Raw genomic sequence first — 16,090 nt, 5'->3', positions numbered from 1 at the left:
AGTAGGCCCGCGGCAGTTCGGGCCTGAAGGACAGGTGGGGCGCGCGGCGGCGCGCCGGGTTCAGCAGTCGAGCGAGAACGTCATCTGGACGGGTTCGGCTGTCTCGTCCGGTTCAGTGGACCGGGCAGGTGCTGCGGGCTTCGCGGGGGCGGGTGTGCCAGGGGCAGTGGAGTTGCGGACCCGGATCCGGGCCGGGGTGCGGCACACGATGCGCGGAGCGGCCGGGTTCGCGGCCTCCTCAGCGACCATGTTCTGCAGCCGCTTGACGTTTCGGGGAGAGAGGCCGGTGACGTGGCGGACCTTGCGGTACGAGGCGCCGCGGGTGAGCATCTCGATGGCGATGAGCTCGGCGCGGGCGCGGTCGACGTTGTAGACCGGCCAGGGCCGCGCCGGCAGCACGGTGACCTTCTCGGTCGCCTCCGCCGTTGCTGCCACTTCTTCCTGCGGGTCGGCGTCCTCGGCCACTTAGGCACCGCCCTTGGCCGAGACGAGGTCCGCCTCGACGACGACCCGCTTGGTGTGGCCGGTGGCCGGCCAGCAGGTCACGAGGGTCAACTTCGCCTTGGTGGGGGTGGAGTTCGGGTGACCGGGCACCTGGGCGATGACGTCCACGTCGGTCGGCGCGACGGTGTGTACGCGGGTGACGGTGTAGACGTAGGTGATGCGGTGCGCGGTGGTCACCTGGATCTCGGCGCCGGTGGTGATGCGGTCGATGTCGCGGAAGGCGGGGTCGGCGACTCCGGAACGGTGGCCGGCCAACGCGAAGTTCCCGGTCTGGCCCGGCTGTTCGGTGTCCGGGAAGTGGCCGACGCCCGCGCGCAGCTGCGTCTCGCCGACCCCGTCGTAGACGGGCTGGGCCCAGTCCTTGCCGAGGGCGGGGATGCGCAGGACTTCGGCGATGCGGCCGCCGGGGCCCGTTCCGTTCGTGCCGCCCACCGCGTGCGAGCCCTGGGCGGCCGGGTTGGCAGCGCTCCAGTCGGACAGGGTGCGGCTCGCGGCGACGCGCGAGGCGCCGGTGCTGTCGGCGACCTTCGCCTTCCCGTTGGCGGGTGCGGCGGAGGAGGTCAGCGGGTCCGGCGTCTGCACGGCACTGGCCTTCGCGGCGGCCGGGGTGGGGTCGCCGGAGTCGTGGCCGGTCTGCGTCCACAGCAGAGCAGCGACGCCCAGACCCGCGGCCGCCGCGGCCGCAGCGAGCACGAGAGGGCGCCGGCTGAAACGGGCGGGGCCGGACTTGCGGGAGTTGATGGCGTCGTCGGACTCGGAGGTGCTGTTCGTGCGGGGCATGAGTGTTTCCTGCGAGTGAGAGCGGCGCGGGCCGGGCAGCGGGGTGGTGCTCAGCTGGGGGCTGGTCACCACCCCGCCGCCGCCGGGTCCGCAGTGGACGCGGGGCGCAGCGGCGGTCAGGCGCCGGTCTGCGGCAGGACCGGGATGGTGACCGAGCGCGGCTTCGGCTTCGGCTGCTCGGGGATCTTGGTGTCCTTGACCGCGACATCGGCCGTCTTGCCGTCGGTGACGGTGGCCTTCTGGTCGGCGGCGAGCTGGTAGCCCTCGACGGCCTTGACCTCGTGCACGGTGTAGGTGCCGGGTGCGAGGTCCTTGGCCTGCCAGGTCCCCTTGGCGTCGGTCTTGCCGGTGGCAACGGTCTTGCCCGCGCTGTCCTTGACGGCGAACTCGACGCCCGCGAGGGCCTTCTTGGTGTCGGCCGCGGTCTTGGTGACGACCAGGGCGCCCTTGGGGCTGTCGGTCTTCAGGTGCACCTCGGCCTCGGCGCTGGAGGCGCTGCCGGCGAGCAGCAGCCGCTGCGCCTTGGCGTTGTTCGGCGTCAGTGCGCGCAGCTGGGTGGCGGGCAGCGTCTTGGCCTGGGCCTTGAAATCGACGGTGCCGTCCTTGGCCGGGGTGATGGTCGCGGTGGCGATGCCGTCGGCGTTGGTCGTGATGCTCGCCGCTCCCGCGGCCGCGCCGGAGACGTCGAGGTCGAGCTTGATGCCGGGCACCTTGTGACCGGAGGCGGAGGTGACGTCGAGGGTGACGGACGTCTTCACCCCGGGCTTGAGCGGGCCGTCGATCGGCTTGACGTTGACCTTGTACGGGCCGGCGAACATCGCGGCCTCGTTGAGGTAACCGGTGGCCCACTTCTTCGCCGACGGCGAGACGTTGGAGTAGCCGAGGCGCTCCAGGGCGCGCTTGCCGTCGGGCAGCGCGTACGTCGTGCCGGCGTCGAGGTAGGTGTAGACGACGGCGTCGACCGCGGCGGCCTGCTCGTCGTTCTTGGTCTGCCCGTACTTGCCGAGCACGTAAGCGGCGCGGGCGAGGTCCTCGGCGGAGGCGCTCTTTCCGGTGGCCTTGGAGGTCCAGGCGGTGACGGGCTTGGCGGGCCCGTATCCGCCGGCCGCGTCGGGGCCGGCGAGCTCGGGATCCGCACAGTAGGCGAGGCCGTCGACGCCGGCGACGCTGTAGCCGCCGATGTGGGAGGTGTCCGGCTTACCGGCACTGTCCGGAATCAGGTACCCAGGTCCCCACTTGTCCGCCGCGACCGCGTGCGGCGCAAGCAGAATGCCCGTGCCCAGCGCAACCGCCGTGCCATACACGACATGACGCTGAATTCGGAAGCGGGCATGCGAGCGGGGGCGTGTTGATGCGACACTCATCCAGATCTCCGTTCGGGGACTACCAACCGGACCCGGCCATTAACGGTTCCTAGGCCACTTCGTGACCGGGTCCGGTGGACCCGTCCCTCGCAGGACGGGTAGTTCAGTGGTGAATAAACAGGGCATAAGATCAACCTGTGACGCGATGCCCCACTCACCAGGTGCGATACAGAAACGTACGGTAGATTCGTGTATCGATCAAGCCGGTTGCCGTCAGCCGGTTGCCCGTTATGGTGCAGTGTTCGTCGCCGAAGTCGTCTAGACCACCACCCCGCCAGGAGTTCATGTGCCCCGTCAGTTCGATGGCAGCAAGGTGCGCGCTGTCAGACGGCGTAAAGAGCTCAGCCAGAAGCAGCTGGGTGCGAACGAGGGCGTGAGTGTCAGCGGCCCGACCGTCGCCCGGTGGGAGAGCGGCGACGAGATTCCCAAGGGTGAGAAGTTCCCGGGTATCGCCAAGGCGCTCGGTCAGCCACTCGATGAGTTCTTCCCTCATGACGGCCCTGCGGACCTGCAGCTCCTGCGCTGCGACGCCAGCCTCAGCGTGGCCCAAGCCGCAGCGGTCCTTGGGACTAGCCGCGTCCCCATCAGCAACGCGGAATCCGGCAGACGCCGGCTCCAGGACGCTTACGTGGGCCCGCTCGCGGACGCCTACGGGGTGACCAGGGAAGAACTGCTGGCCGCACAGGACGTCTCGTTCGGCCTTCGCACTGCACGACCGTCTGCGCCATCGGACGAGCAGCCGTCCCTGCCCCGCACAGTCGCGGAGAAGATCAACTACCTCCTGCAGTACGGGTACGAGGGCCAGACGGCTCCGTCCGACGAACAGATCGCGCAGGCCGTCAACGAGCACGTACGCGCGCAAGGCCGCATGGGAAGCACCACAGCCGAAGACATCGCCGCGCTCCGCGAGGGTGCCACGACGGACGTCTCGGATTCGGTTCGTGCCGGCCTGGCTCACGCTCTCCAGGTCGATGCCGCCCTCTTCCGGGACGACGAGGAGTTGAGCCCCACGGTCCGCGAGTTCCTCGCAGCCGTCCGCTTCTTCCGGTCGATCCAGGAAGGTCAGATCCTCGGCCTTGCCGCCCGCGGCAACCACACGGGGCTGTCAGCCGAAACGATGACCAAGATCAACGAGATCGTCGGAGAGCTGAAGGGCAAATTGCCGAACGTGGAAGACGGGTCCTGAAGCTGGCCGCCGGCGCCACCAGGAGGTCGTGCGCAGCGGGCAGGTCCGCAGGACATCGGCGGAGTCGTCGTGCACGCGCTGTGAAGGCAGGACCCGCCGCTCCAGGAACACATACTGGCGCCCTTCGGCAGGGCGGTGTGCAGAGGGCGGACCAGAAGGCGAGCTGTTCATCCGGGCGCCGGCCTGCACCAGACGTCCTATCCGGGCGTCGGCCCCTCGGATGCGGCCCCGAACCACAGACCCCCGGCCCTATGCCTTCTCGCGGGGAGACATAGGGCCGGGGAGCTGGGCGGCCAGGCACTGAGGTCCTGGCGCACCGTACGGCTACGCGGCTGCGGCGAGGTCCACGCCGAGCAGGTTCGAGAGATCGGTAACCGTCTGCTGGGGGTCCTTGTTGTGCACCCCTGCGAAGCCGAGCTGCTCCGCCGCCTGGACGTACGCCTCGGTGTCGTCGACGAAGACGCACTGGTCGGCGGGCATGTCCATGAGCTTGAGCGCGATCTCGAAGAGCTCGGGGTCGGGCTTGCGCATCTGGTAGTGCTCGGAGATCACCACGGCGTCGTAGAGCTTCTCCAACTCGTATCCGTCGTAGAGATCCCACGGGGCGAGCCCCACGGAGTTGGACAGGATGCCCACCTTGATCCCGGCGCGCCTCGCCGCGGCGGCCGCGTTGATCAGCAGCGGCTCAGGACGCAGGCCACCGAAGATCCTGCCCATCAGGTTGTCGGGAGAGACACCCAGCTTCTTGCCCGCGAACTCGTTCCACTCGGTCTGGCTGACCGCTCCGCGCTCGAGATCGCTGGTGATCCGGACGCCCTCGCCGTCCTGGTAGAGGGCGTTGATGCAGGCACCCTTGGGGAGCCCTTCGCGCTGCTCGAAGGCGAGCACCACAGGCAGCAGCGGGGTGGTGAGCACGCCTCCGAAGTCGAGGACGAGGCCGGTGCGGTGAGACATGCAGGAACTCCATTACTGAGAAATTGGGCGCCGTCCGTACTGGACAGCGTCCGGCCCGGCTTACGCGTGGCGGCGACAGCGCCTGCGCTTCGCATGCCAGGGTCGGCGGTACCTACGGGGCGGAATCGACGCCACCCACAGTCTGGCCCAAGGTACCAGCCGTCATTTTGAGGACACGGGTAGCCCCGTCCGCGCTTGATGGCTCGGCCGGGTATCTCGGGCGCTTTCGCATTATGTATTCCTCCCGTCTCGGTGTGTGTGGTTGCTGCATGCGGCAGCCGAATTGGAAACCGCAGTGTGCTGTGGATTTATGGTTTGCCGCGGACCGCTCACGTCTTCAGTTCTGCGGACTGCTGGAGAATTCTTTGAGCATCGGCCGGGGCTATGTGGGCGTATATCTTGCTCACCCGTTTAAGCCAGGCCGCTTCGCTATTCGTGTCGACGAAAGGTTTCTCCTGCAGCTGCCCTGTTGCGTACTGGCCGGCCTTTGAGGAGGAGACGGCCCGGATCGCGGCCGCGATCCAGTACGCCTCGGCGGCCGGCTCGGGGTCCTCGTGCGACTCGGTCGCGTCCTCCGCAGCCCACAGCAGTGCTTCCGGAGCGTAGTACCGGAGCTTTTCGCAGGCATCGGCGATGTCCTGGGTCCATCGGTCCAGGCGTACGTCGCTGGGGACACGCAGGTGGATCAGCTCCCCCAGGCGTGACCCCGGCGGGTAGAGGCTCGTTCCGGGGAAGGTCTTCACCAGGTCGAACCAGAGCGGGTGCAGCAGGTAGAGGGTTTTCATGGTTTTCCAGCGAGCAGCGGCCGCGCTGGTTGTGGGGATACTCGCTCCTGCCGCCACGATCAGGAACAGCAGATTCATCCACATTGCCGTGAGGTCGACGAGCTTCTCCATCAAGGACTGGCTCAGCGGGAACAGCACGGCCGCCCACACAATGAAGATTCGGGCGATGGTGTGGACGAGTCCCATCCACATCGAGATTCCCATCAAACGGAGACCGATGCGCATGCTCGTCGTCTCCGCTTGCCGAGATGCGCGTGACCACTGAAATCCGCAGACGGCAGTAGTGACCAGCGGGAAGAAATAGAAAACGCTCATGTATACCGCGGCGCCCCATTCCCCGGCATGGTCGCTGAGGAAGTCATCGCTCTGCCTGGGGCGGTCCACCACGGTGAAGAACAGGATGGTGAGGAGAGTCACGCCGACGGCGCCCGCTGGGTAGGAAGCGCGCGCGATCCAGCGCGAGATCGCGACATGCCGGGGCACCACCGCCTCGGAGCTCTTGCCGTAGCTGGTCGCGACGTACGTCAGGGACGCGATGATCGCCGCGGTGCTGGCGAAGTGCCTCATCAGGGCGCTCAGGTCGACCACGGGAATGCGGTCCACGGCCAGCATCACGGCCGGCGTGTACAGCCACAGGGCTACGGCGAATCCGGCGTAGCCACCCCAGAGGGCGCGGCGGTGCGCGTCTCCGTACCGGACCGCCGGAAAACGCCAGACGGCGATGATGGTCATCACGGCCGCAGTCAGGTATCTGAAAGAGTCGAGCATGCCGTCCGTCATTCCTGGTGAGAGCCGCGGCGCGGCGGCGCAACGGGGTGGGACAGCGAGGACTCCAGGAGGCTGGTCATGTCGTCCCCGGCGAACTGGTGCCTGCGGGCCAGCCGCTTGATCAGGGATGCCGACAGCTCGGCCTGCTTCTCCTCGGGACTGTCGAAGTTGACGCGCCCTTGGACCAGGGCCGAGGGGAAGCGGCGAAGGACTTCCTCCCGGATGTGTTCAGGGACGTACCGCTCGATCTCTTCAGGGGTCAGGGTCGTCCCGTGGTCCAGCCACTCGTGTGCGAGTTCGTGAAGGATGATGTGATTTGTCTGGTTGCGGCTGGACCGGCGCCGGTAGAGCACGATCGTGAACTCCGGCGCCTTGACCCGAAGGCCACACGCGGTGCCCAGCCCTCCGTCAGGATCGTCGAAGGGCACCAGCCGAATCTGGCGCTTCAGCACGTGCTCCATGTTCCGCACCAGCGCCTCGACGCTGAACGGGGTGGGGACAGGCAGATCGGCGAGCAGCCTCTCGCATTCCTTCACGAGCGCGCGCTGCGACGGGTCCCTACGCCAGCGCAGCAATCCATTCGTGAAGTGCAGGGGGTGTCTGTCACCCGGCACTCTGCGCAATCCGGAGCTCCAGCTCCGGGCGGTCGACTGCCGTGGAACCCACCTCTTCATCACGTTCGTCCTCCTCGCCCCTGCCCCGATTCACTTCCGGGGGCGCCTGCCAACCCGTACCCAAACACGCGTTCTATTTGCATGTCGAACCGATTGACGCCGCATGCGTCATCCGGCCGGGCGATACCCCTTTGGATCCGTCGCTCTAAGTGACGAAAGATCAACAACCCTGCGCAATGGCTCAACTGCGTAGTGCGTGGGGCGGAGCCCACTATGTCCCGCCGATTCGCCCAAATGCAAGCAAGAATTCCGGTTACTAGCGGCAAGTCCGGATGGACCGCCGATTTCCGGCATCCTGGGTTCAGGAATCGCCGCCATTGCCTAAGAGGGCGTCATTCGTCCCTGATAAGAAGTCACAAAGACCGTTGCCGCAGCTCACAGGTGGTGCATCCGATGCTCTAGCCTGTCCCAGCAACGCATTCCATCCATCCCCGAAAGAGGCATCAGTGCGCACTGCCGCCCCGGCAATGTCCGGCGATCCCGGATTGTCGCAAGATGTCGATCTCCGCTATTCTCAGGCGCTTCTGTCCCAATATCGACATATTGCGCAGCGTAAATGTGACGCGCGCCGGAACCTCAGTTCCGGCCGTCCTTTGTGCCGGGCTCAGACCATCCGAGCACTTACACTGAGTCACGATCGTGGCATGAGTCGACCGAAAGAACCGGAACGGTGGAGCGGATGGCTCACCGCCGGGACTCGGAGCAGTTGATCCTGCTCGTCCCGCGACGTGCACGTCACAGATCTACCCCCCGTTGGTCATCTTCCGGGCCCCCAGTGGTCCAGCCGCACCCCCGGTGCGTGCAAGGTGAACCTAACTTCCGGACATCACAGCGTCAACTATAGTTGAACCACTTCGAGAGAGAGCAGCGCACCGTGCCCCATGCAGGCGAGAGAGCGGACAGTGAGACGCCGCCAACGCCCCCGGTTCCCGCACCCGGGCCCGGGGCGTCCTTCGCCGACCGACTGAACTACCTGTTCGACCGGGTCAGGCCGCCGGGTGCGGACGAGTACAGCAACGCCCATGCTGCCCGGGAGATCTCCTCGTACGGCGAGGAGAACATCACCGGCGCGTACATCTCACTGCTCCGCAAAGGGCAGCGGAACCCGACCATCAAGCTGGTGCCGCTGTTCGCCCGGTTCTTCGGCGTGGAGGCGGGATTCTTCGTCGAGGACGAAGTCACGCTCAGGGTCACCAAACAGTTCGAGCTGCTGCGCAGATTGAGCCAGGCCAATGTGAAAGAGATCGCACTGCGGTCCATCGGCCTGTCCCCGCAGAGCCTCGACGAGGTGCTGAAGAAGATCGAGGCCGTGCGGGAGCGGGACGGGCTGCCCTCCGACCCGGAACATGATCTTCCCTGACCGGCGGATACGCTCGGCTCTCAGCGGCTCTTGAGAGGAACACGCATGTGGCACCGCCGTCGTGCGCGCCGGCCCGTCGACCACGTTGGTGAAGTCGAGCAGCGCTGTCGAGCGTTCGTTGAGGAACTGGATCTTCCCGCCGTCGACAGCGTCCTCGGCCTGTTGCCGTTCGTGGAGCAGAAGATCGGGCGGGAGGTCCAGCTGGTCCCGTTCACGCCGGACCTCTCGGACCTGGAGTCGCTGGACCCCTCCGCGCCATGCGGCATGTGGATCGTCACCGACACGACGGACTATTTGTTCTACGACGAGGGCGTCAGCCCTGCATACACCGAGATCGTCGCCGGTCACGAGATCGCTCACATGCTCAAGCACGGCAAGAAGAGCAAGTCTTTGGACATCTCCGGCTTCGGCGGTGTGTTCACCGACATCGACCTGGCCACCGTCCGACTGGTTCTCGGCCGGACTGAGTACGTGGAGCCGGACGAGTTCGAAGCGGAGCTGATCAGCTCCCTCCTGCAGGAACATGTCCGCCGCTCGCGTGCCGCAGCCGCCCGCGGCTCTGCCGATGACGACCCCATAGCCCGTACGCTGCTGCGCTGACCAGAACTGAGCACCGTGAAAGACATACTCCACCCCCTGTGCCTGGTGATCGCCGGCACCGGATTCCTCTTCCTGCTCCGCGACCTGGGCAAGCGCCCGCGCAACCCCGCAGTGATCGCCCTCGCGTTCACCTACGGGTTCTCCGCCCTCAGCTACCTCGTCTCGATCACCTGGGTCTGGGTACGCATCGACAGCACCCTCGGAGTCACGAACATTGCCGTGCCTCTGGCCCAGAGCTGCGTGATCCTCGTGTTCGCGCTCCAGGCTGCCGTCCTCGCCTACTGGTCCCGGCCCGCTGAAAAGGCCCGGCGCCGCAGCCGTCATCTGCTCCTCGCAGCCGCCGGCGTGATCATCGGGATGGCAGCGCTCTTCGCCCTGCTGACCCCCACCGCCCAGCGGCCCACCGACTTCTCGAACTACTACGCGCACGATCACTTCTTCCAGGCCTACATGACGCTCTACATCGGCGCGTACACCGTGGCCGAGGTCTACCTGGTGCGGTCCTGCTGGAAGTACGCGCGCTCCGCGAACAACCGCTCGATCGCCACCGGCCTGCGCCTCGTCGCGATCGGCGCGGCCATCACCTTCGGCTACTGCGCGATCCGCATCGCAGGCGTCGTTGGCGGGATCCTCGACTTCAGCGTCAAGGGCCTCGACCCCTACGCCTGGATCTGCGGCGACGTAGGTGCCACCCTCACGCAGATCGGCTATTTCCTGCCGACCCTGTCCCGGCGCATCGGCAACACCAGAGCCTGGGCAAACACGCACCTGTCGTACCGGCGCCTGCGGAAACTGTGGGCCGCTCTGGCTGAGGCCCATCCCAAGATCACCCTGCTCCAGCCGGACCCCCAGCACGACGCGCTCCTGCACGGGCGCAGCGCACACTTCCCGCTGCTGCGGCGCCGCGTCGAGATCCGCCACGGCCAGAAGCTGCTGCGCCGCTACCTCGACCCCACCGCACGCAGCGAGTCCGAAGCCCGCCGCGCCGGCGAAGGACTGGACGGCGCCACGCTGGCAGCGGCAGTCACCGCGGACCAGATCCACGCTGCCCTCGTCCGCTTCTACGCAGATGCCCCGGTCGACGCTCCCACCGAATACGCCGACGTGCACCTGCCCCTGCCCACGGCCGCGGAGGAACTGCTCCACCTCGAGCGAGTCGCCGACTTCTTCACCCCGCCTCTCCCAGGGGCACGCACCGCCGACCTCTCCAGCACCACTTCAGGAGCCCGCACGTGATCCTCCGCCGCACCGTCCTCGCCGCCACGACTGCCCTCGCCACCACCACCGCCATGATCTCCTCAGCCAGTGCGCACCCCGGTCTCGGTAGAAGACCACGCAGCACGACCCCGCTGCGCCAGGCGTCCGCCGGCGACCAGCTGGCCGCTCTTCGCGAGCGCCGGATCACCAGCCGCAGCCTGCTGGAGCAGCACCTCGAACACATCGCCAAGGCGAACCCGAAGCTGAACGCCATCGTCACCCTCGACGCCGCCGGGGCCCGCGCGGCCGCCGACAAGGCGGACCAGCATCTCGCCACGACCGGCAAGCCGCTCGGTCCGCTCCACGGCCTGCCGATGACGGTGAAGGACGCCCTTGAGGTCAAGGGGATGCGCACCACGTGTGGGTCCCCCAGCCTGACCGACCACGTTCCCGACCGTGATGCCGACGTCATCGCGCTGCTGCGCAAGGCCGGCGCGATCATCATCGGCCACACCAACGTGCCCACCATGTGCCAGGACATCCAGACGTCGAACCCGATCTTCGGCAAGACCGTGAACCCCTTCGACGCCGAGAAGACCGCCGGCGGCTCCTCCGGCGGCCCGGCTGCCGCAGTCGCCGCGGGCTTCACCAGCCTCGAAGTCGGCTCCGACCTCGCCGGCTCGCTGCGCCTTCCCGCCGCGTACTGCGGTGTCTACGCGCTGCGGACCTCCCGTGGCGCCAGCCCGATCGTGCCCACCCGCGGCCACATCCCCCGCCTGCCCGGCTGGGACACCAGCAGCGACATGATCACGCTCGGCCCGATCGCCCGGAGCGTCGAGGACCTCGGCCTCCTCCTGGACGTCATCGCCGCGCCCTCACCCGCCGACCGCGCCGGCTGGAAGATCGACCTGCCGGCCCCGACCAAGACCAAGCTCCACCATTACAAGGTCGGCATCTGGGCCGACGACGCGTACTGCCGTGTCGACGCCGACACCCGCGCCCTTCTCGACCAGGTCGCCAAGCTCGTACGCGGGCTCGGCGCCACCGTCGACGACTCCACCAGGCCCGTCGACTTCGCCGAAAGCGACAAGCTGTTCCAACGCCTCATGTACGCCACGGCCTCGGCCACCGCCACCGATGCGGCGTTCGCGGCCGATGTCGCGGCGGCCGAGAAGGTCCCGGCAGACGACCCGAGCGGCCTGTTCCTGCACTCCCGCACCATGCGCCATCGCGACTGGTGCGTCGCCGATGAAGCACGCCAGAAACTCCGCGCGACCTGGGAGAGCTACTTCAACGAGCACGACATCCTCATCACCCCGGCTGCGCCCACGGCCGCCGTGCCCGACCAGACCAGCACGCCGGCGCCGCAGCGGTACATCACTGTCGACGGCAAGAAGCGCTCGTTCTACGACCAGACCGGCTGGCTCAACTTGACCGGCCCGGTCGGCCTGCCCTCCTTGGTGCTCCCCGCTGGCAAGACCGAGGCCGGGCTGCCGCTGGCCATCCAGATCATCGGCCCGTACCTGGGAGACCGCACCGTCCTCGAGGCAGCCAAACAACTCGCGTCCCGACTTCCCGAACCCATCCGGCCATCGGCGTTCTCGGTGTGAGTTCTAGGAAGGCAGGCCGTGTCGCGCACCGGGACGCAGGAACTCGCGTGCCCCGCGCAGCATGGTGTTCAGTTGCCGCTGGGTCGCCCGGCAGTCGAGCCGGACGTCGAGGGGACCGGGAAGAGCGCTTGCCGCTCGCAGGCCCGCGGGGATGCGAGCGGCGTCGAGCCCGTCCCGCTCGGCGATGAGAACGCCGAGTTCATGGCGACTCACAGCGTCGGCCCCGGCGAGATGACGGATGCCGGCCGCGTCGCACTCCGCCAGCTCCCAGAGGGCCGCCGCCAGGTCGGCGACGTGTACGGGACAACGGATGTCGTCGGTGAACAGGGCGCCGTTGACGACGCCGTCGACGAGGTGGTGCACGAGGCGTTCATGTTCGGAGCGGCCATTGCCCAGGATCAGCGACGGGCGGGCGACGACGGCAGCCGGATGCACGGCAAGGACACCGGTCTCCGCCGCGGCCTTGGCCGCGCCGTAGGGGGTGGTCGGGTCCGGAAGGGCGGACTCGTCATAGTGCACCGCGGCGCCGGAGAACACCGCGTCAGTGGATACCTGAACCATCCGGATCCCACGCCGCGCCGCCATCATGGCCAGGTGGACGGGCCCCGTTGCCGTGATCGCCCAGTCGGCCCCGCCGCTCGAGGCGTTGACGATGATGCGCGGGTCCGCCTCGGCCACGACCGCGTCAAGGCGGCCCACATCCCGCAGATCAAGGTGATGCCACGCGGCCTGGGAAGCGTCACCGGGCGCGGTCGCGTACGTTGCGGCCGCGCGGTGCCCGGCCGCTCTCGCTTGCCGGATCAGCTCGGCACCCAGGAAGCCGCTGCCGCCGACGATCAGAACTGTCATGGAAGGCACGGTAGATCGCGCTGGACGGCCGCCCCAACTCCCCCGCTGGTGAACACATCTGGTTCTGCGCCAAAGCGAACGCCGCCCTGCGTCTCGGAGAGCACGTCGGCGTACCGCTGCGCACGGACATCGTCGACGGTCGCCCCGTGCACACCGACGACTCCTACGTCGCGCTGAGCATCATCGACTGGCTCCTGCCCCGGCCGCTGCGACGGACTCGGCGCCAACTCCTCAACTGGTGCAGCGACCGCGCCACCCGTGCCGGCGCCTCCTGGCTGCGCCTCGACGCCTGGACCGCCAATAGCCGCCTGCACACGTACTACGTACATCTCGGCTTCCGAGACGTCCGAACCGTCGTCGCACCAGAGGCCCACGGATCAGGCTGGGTTGGTCAGCGTCCGGCTCGCGTAGCCGGGACGGGCCTCTCCGTACTGGGTGATCAGGAAAAGTGAGCGCCGTGGGCCGTGCTGTGCCGGATCGCGGAAGTTCATCTCGGCATCGAATTGCTTACCCGGCAACTCATCCGGCCGTTTCGACGAGCCAACGAAGAGCGCGCCCCAAGTGTGAAGAAAGTCGCTGAAGTTCCATCAGTGAGATCTCCTGCTTGTCACCTTCGTTGCGGGGAGGTGGTTGCGGCTTAGGCTCAGAGGGTAGAAAGTAGATACAGCGTCCCTCCCCACTACTCTTGGGGAGGGACGCTGTCATATGTATCTGCCGGGCGCGTCTGCGTCGAAACTCAGGTTGCCGGCCGGGTGGTCATCCGAAGCGACCGTGCTTCACATCGTCGACGAACGCCGCCCATTGGGTGGGGTCGAACACGAAGGCGCCCAGATGAGGTGCCTTGCTGTCGCGAGCAGCTATGTGTCCCTCTTCTGTCGTCTGCACCTCCAAGCAGTCCCCTTGTTGCGCCCCGCTGTAGGACGACTTCTTCCACTGGTGTTCCGGCAGGTCGTGCCGCATTTTTTCACTTTCTTCGGTTGTCACAGCTCTCGGCAGATTTCCGAGATCAGGTCGTTCGACTCCGATGTCGATAGCATCGACGACCGCAGCAGATCCAGTGAGTCTCTGTATTTCCGAATAGTCTTCTCCTCTTCCAGGTAGAGGGCTCCGTCCAGGTATTCCACCTGCACGACGTCGAGATCCAGTTGGTCGGGGTAGCTGTAGAGCGTGAATGCTCCGCTACTGCTTCCGGTGTAGCCCTGTTCGCTGAACGGCACGACACGGATTGCAATGTTGGGCTTTGCGCCGATCTCCAAAAGGTGGCGCAGTTGGCCTTTCATCACCTTTGCTCCGCCTACACGTTGACGCAGGACGCCTTCGGTCACGATGCAGAGGTAGTCGGTGAGCGTGTCCCTTTCGAAGACCTCCTGACGGCGGAGGCGAACGTTCGTGAAGAACTCGACCTCCTCATCGCCCAGAGCCGGATCGTTGGAGCTGATGACCGAAGCGGCAAACTCCTTCGTCTGAACGAGGCCAGGCAGGACCTGCGGCTGGAACGCAACGATGCGCTGCGCATCCTCTTCGAGGGCGAGCAGTTCTTTGAAGTCCTGCTCGAGCCTGTCGCCATGGGTACGCCACCAGCTGCGGCGCTGGCCCTCGGCCGACAGGGCGACGAGCCAAGCACGCGTCTTCGAGTCGGTCACGGTGAAGAGGTCCATCAGCGTTTCCAACTCAAGACGGCTGACGCGGTGACGCCCCGTCTCAATGCGGCTGATCTTCGACTTGTCACCATGGATGGCCTTGGCGGCCTGCTCCGGACTGATCCCGGCCTTCTCGCGCGACTCGCGCAGAGCGGTGCCCAACCGGCGCCGGCGAGCCGTACGTCGCGCTGGCTGTCCCACCTTCGTCCTCCTCTGCCGTTGTCTCCAGCCAGTGTGACGGACACCGACGCTGCAACGCTACGAGGGGGGCGCTTGTCCTTCATCAGACGCCAGTCCTGCATTTTGTAGCTCAGAGGGTTGCGGACGGCGTTAAGTTAGGTCCATCGTAAGTAGGCGGCCACGAAGCGCAACCGAATCGTGGCGGTGAACTGCCATGCCGAGCTTGATGTTGGCCGTCCCGACGGCGATGCCGCAGGTCAGCCCAGCGGTGTGTTGCCGAGACTTCGAGAGGCGAGTCCATGAGGTCAGATGGAGCCGAGGACGGGGAGATCCCCAGCGTCGTTCGGCGGGAGGACATCCCGTTCGACGCCGCAGGCCCCCGGCCTGCGTTGGCCGATCAGTTACGTCGTGACACGGCGCGGGGTACGGACGTTCGAGTTGCGGCCGGCCCGGGAGGTTACGCAGCAGACAGCACGGGGGTGGCCCCCCGGAGCGGGGCGGGAGCCGTCTGGACGCCGCCCGCATCACAGCTGTCTCGGATCGGCAGCCCGATCACCAAACAGCATCCCGTCGAACTCCCTGTCCGGACCGCGCGGCAGATGGCCCGGGTCAAAGGTCGCGTCGGCCTCACAATGCTGAACTGGCATGGGAGCGTTCCGGACGCGCTGCAGGTGCTGTCCGTGCTGGTGGATAACGCGCTTGAGCACGGCAGTACCCCGCGGCGCGGCGACAGAGCCCTGCGGGTGTGTCTGAGCATCACGGAAGCGCGGCAATTGATCGTCGACGTGGAGGACTTCAGTCCCGCGTTCCCCAACTTCCAGGATGTTCGAGTCGGGATCGGGGATGGCGTCCTGGTCGAACTCGTCCGGAGTAAAGCGATCACGGACTTGGCCTGGTTCGTCGACTCCGAGGCGGAGAGTAAGACCGTCCGGGCTCTCCTCACCGCCGGGGTGGTGCAGCCGTGATGACGCCTCCGCCCCCCTGGGTCAGCTCACCTCCCCGCACGGCATCCCCACGACACGGGTTACGCCTTCCCGTCCGGGGCGTCCCAGTAGCGTCCGAGCATCTCATCGACCCACGTGGGCACATGAACCTGGCCGCGGGGCCCCATGACCGGGAAGTACGGCGATACGTCGAAGACGGGCGTGCCGATGACCGCGTCGAAGTCCGTGACGTGCAGGTCTCGTCCGTCGACACGCACGAGCTTCGGGTGAGACACGGCGAGTTGGTTCGGGCGTCGGTGGTTGCGGTGGACGAAGGTTCCCGTGGCTGGCCAATCCGGGTTGTTGCGCGGGCTTCGAGCGTGCAGCGCCACGTCCGCCGGGCTGGCTCGGTGGAAGTGCCACAGGACCTCCAGGTGCGAGAAGTCCTCGAGACCCGCGAGGGTCTCCAGCGGGAAGTCCTCGTTCATGCGGATGATCGACTCCACACCGCCCTGGAAGTCGTCGACTGGGTCTGCATGGCCGGCGACGACCTGTGCGACGGCCGTGATCTCGATCCGCATCGGGTCGGGCATGAGTCTTCCCTTCAGCACCTGCACGGTCAGCCGTCCCGGCCCCGGCAGAAGGTCATTGGCGATTCAACGCGGTCAGCCTATGTCCCAAAGCGCACACCTCTCGTGACCGGTGAGGACATCGCC

General features: G+C 67.0%; 17 protein-coding genes. 7 read left to right on the top strand and 10 right to left on the bottom strand.

Annotated elements, in window-relative coordinates; genetic code table 11:
- Positions 1-60: 60 nt before the first annotated feature.
- The 3 genes from ACFWP7_RS17030 to ACFWP7_RS17020 all read right to left on the bottom strand — a co-directional run bounded on the left by ACFWP7_RS17030 (position 61) and on the right by ACFWP7_RS17020 (position 2,588).
- Positions 61-465 carry a hypothetical protein gene (locus ACFWP7_RS17030; protein ID WP_384382192.1) on the bottom strand — a complete coding sequence of 135 codons (405 nt, stop codon included), beginning with the start codon at positions 463-465 and terminating at the stop codon, positions 61-63.
- A complete protein-coding gene (locus tag ACFWP7_RS17025; RefSeq protein ID WP_384382190.1) occupies positions 466-1,284 on the bottom strand; it encodes a sortase in 819 nt (272 codons plus the stop codon).
- Positions 1,285-1,400: 116 nt separating this feature from the next.
- Complete coding sequence (locus ACFWP7_RS17020; protein ID WP_384382188.1) at positions 1,401-2,588, bottom strand: SpaA isopeptide-forming pilin-related protein; 1,188 nt, start codon at positions 2,586-2,588, stop codon at positions 1,401-1,403.
- 346 nt (positions 2,589-2,934) lie between these two features.
- On the opposite strand from ACFWP7_RS17020, the gene ACFWP7_RS17015 reads away from it, so the two are divergent.
- The gene (locus tag ACFWP7_RS17015) at positions 2,935-3,834 is read left to right on the top strand and encodes a helix-turn-helix domain-containing protein (RefSeq protein WP_384382186.1); all 900 of its coding nucleotides are present in this window, start codon (positions 2,935-2,937) and stop codon (positions 3,832-3,834) included.
- Positions 3,835-4,158: 324 nt separating this feature from the next.
- Here ACFWP7_RS17015 and ACFWP7_RS17010 read toward each other — a convergent pair whose 3' ends face one another.
- The 3 genes from ACFWP7_RS17010 to ACFWP7_RS17000 all read right to left on the bottom strand — a co-directional run bounded on the left by ACFWP7_RS17010 (position 4,159) and on the right by ACFWP7_RS17000 (position 6,877).
- Positions 4,159-4,788, bottom strand: coding sequence for an HAD-IA family hydrolase (locus ACFWP7_RS17010; RefSeq protein ID WP_350248584.1), 630 nt, complete (start codon positions 4,786-4,788; stop codon positions 4,159-4,161).
- A 329-nt stretch (positions 4,789-5,117) separates the two neighbouring features.
- Positions 5,118-6,341 carry an MAB_1171c family putative transporter gene (locus tag ACFWP7_RS17005; RefSeq protein ID WP_384382185.1) on the bottom strand — a complete coding sequence of 408 codons (1,224 nt, stop codon included), beginning with the start codon at positions 6,339-6,341 and terminating at the stop codon, positions 5,118-5,120.
- Between the two features lie 8 nt (positions 6,342-6,349).
- Positions 6,350-6,877: a hypothetical protein gene (locus ACFWP7_RS17000; RefSeq protein ID WP_350248582.1), complete on the bottom strand. Its 528-nt coding sequence runs from the start codon at positions 6,875-6,877 to the stop codon at positions 6,350-6,352.
- Between the two features lie 1,012 nt (positions 6,878-7,889).
- Between ACFWP7_RS17000 and ACFWP7_RS16995 the strand changes: the two genes are divergently transcribed.
- The 4 genes from ACFWP7_RS16995 to ACFWP7_RS16980 are packed head-to-tail and all read left to right on the top strand — an operon-like array spanning position 7,890 to position 11,782.
- Positions 7,890-8,375 (top strand): hypothetical protein, encoded by a 486-nt coding sequence (locus ACFWP7_RS16995; RefSeq protein WP_384382183.1) that lies wholly within the window; start codon positions 7,890-7,892, stop codon positions 8,373-8,375.
- Positions 8,376-8,420: 45 nt separating this feature from the next.
- The gene (locus ACFWP7_RS16990) at positions 8,421-8,975 is read left to right on the top strand and encodes a hypothetical protein (protein WP_384382181.1); all 555 of its coding nucleotides are present in this window, start codon (positions 8,421-8,423) and stop codon (positions 8,973-8,975) included.
- A 15-nt stretch (positions 8,976-8,990) separates the two neighbouring features.
- A complete protein-coding gene (locus ACFWP7_RS16985) occupies positions 8,991-10,211 on the top strand; it encodes an MAB_1171c family putative transporter (RefSeq protein ID WP_384382179.1) in 1,221 nt (406 codons plus the stop codon).
- Entirely contained in the window at positions 10,208-11,782 is a 1,575-nt protein-coding gene (locus ACFWP7_RS16980) for an amidase family protein (RefSeq protein ID WP_384382177.1), read from the top strand. The genes ACFWP7_RS16985 and ACFWP7_RS16980 overlap by 4 nt, the downstream gene beginning before the upstream one ends.
- 3 nt (positions 11,783-11,785) lie before the next feature.
- On the opposite strand, the gene ACFWP7_RS16975 is transcribed toward ACFWP7_RS16980, so the two are convergent.
- Positions 11,786-12,631, bottom strand: a complete 846-nt coding sequence (locus ACFWP7_RS16975) for an SDR family oxidoreductase (RefSeq protein WP_384382175.1) — start codon at positions 12,629-12,631, stop codon at positions 11,786-11,788.
- A gap of 146 nt (positions 12,632-12,777) precedes the next feature.
- Between ACFWP7_RS16975 and ACFWP7_RS16970 the strand changes: the two genes are divergently transcribed.
- Positions 12,778-13,083, top strand: coding sequence for a hypothetical protein (locus ACFWP7_RS16970; RefSeq protein ID WP_384382173.1), 306 nt, complete (start codon positions 12,778-12,780; stop codon positions 13,081-13,083).
- 304 nt (positions 13,084-13,387) lie between these two features.
- Here the strand turns inward: ACFWP7_RS16970 and ACFWP7_RS16965 are convergent, their stop codons facing one another.
- A complete protein-coding gene (locus ACFWP7_RS16965) occupies positions 13,388-13,591 on the bottom strand; it encodes a DUF397 domain-containing protein (protein ID WP_384382171.1) in 204 nt (67 codons plus the stop codon).
- Between the two features lie 20 nt (positions 13,592-13,611).
- Positions 13,612-14,472 carry a helix-turn-helix domain-containing protein gene (locus tag ACFWP7_RS16960; protein WP_384382169.1) on the bottom strand — a complete coding sequence of 287 codons (861 nt, stop codon included), beginning with the start codon at positions 14,470-14,472 and terminating at the stop codon, positions 13,612-13,614.
- 578 nt (positions 14,473-15,050) lie between these two features.
- Here ACFWP7_RS16960 and ACFWP7_RS16955 point away from each other — a divergent pair.
- Positions 15,051-15,416, top strand: a complete 366-nt coding sequence (locus ACFWP7_RS16955) for a hypothetical protein (RefSeq protein WP_384382167.1) — start codon at positions 15,051-15,053, stop codon at positions 15,414-15,416.
- 59 nt (positions 15,417-15,475) lie between these two features.
- On the opposite strand, the gene ACFWP7_RS16950 is transcribed toward ACFWP7_RS16955, so the two are convergent.
- Positions 15,476-15,967 (bottom strand): TrmO family methyltransferase, encoded by a 492-nt coding sequence (locus ACFWP7_RS16950; RefSeq protein WP_384382165.1) that lies wholly within the window; start codon positions 15,965-15,967, stop codon positions 15,476-15,478.
- Between the last annotated feature and the right edge of the window lie 123 nt (positions 15,968-16,090).

The sequence above is a fragment of the Streptomyces sp. NPDC058470 genome (assembly GCF_042721055.1).
Taxonomy (GTDB): domain Bacteria; phylum Actinomycetota; class Actinomycetes; order Streptomycetales; family Streptomycetaceae; genus Streptomyces.
This window is presented reverse-complemented; position numbering and strand designations above follow the sequence as displayed.

Coding starts and splice junctions, on each gene's coding strand:
- ACFWP7_RS17025 (WP_384382190.1), bottom strand. CDS start 1,284: ATGCCCCGCACGAACAGCACCTCCGAGTCCGACGACGCCATCAACTCC.
- ACFWP7_RS17010 (WP_350248584.1), bottom strand. CDS start 4,788: ATGTCTCACCGCACCGGCCTCGTCCTCGACTTCGGAGGCGTGCTCACC.
- ACFWP7_RS17005 (WP_384382185.1), bottom strand. CDS start 6,341: ATGCTCGACTCTTTCAGATACCTGACTGCGGCCGTGATGACCATCATC.
- ACFWP7_RS16990 (WP_384382181.1), top strand. CDS start 8,421: ATGTGGCACCGCCGTCGTGCGCGCCGGCCCGTCGACCACGTTGGTGAA.
- ACFWP7_RS16975 (WP_384382175.1), bottom strand. CDS start 12,631: ATGACAGTTCTGATCGTCGGCGGCAGCGGCTTCCTGGGTGCCGAGCTG.
- ACFWP7_RS16965 (WP_384382171.1), bottom strand. CDS start 13,591: ATGCGGCACGACCTGCCGGAACACCAGTGGAAGAAGTCGTCCTACAGC.
- ACFWP7_RS16955 (WP_384382167.1), top strand. CDS start 15,051: ATGGCCCGGGTCAAAGGTCGCGTCGGCCTCACAATGCTGAACTGGCAT.
- ACFWP7_RS16950 (WP_384382165.1), bottom strand. CDS start 15,967: ATGCCCGACCCGATGCGGATCGAGATCACGGCCGTCGCACAGGTCGTC.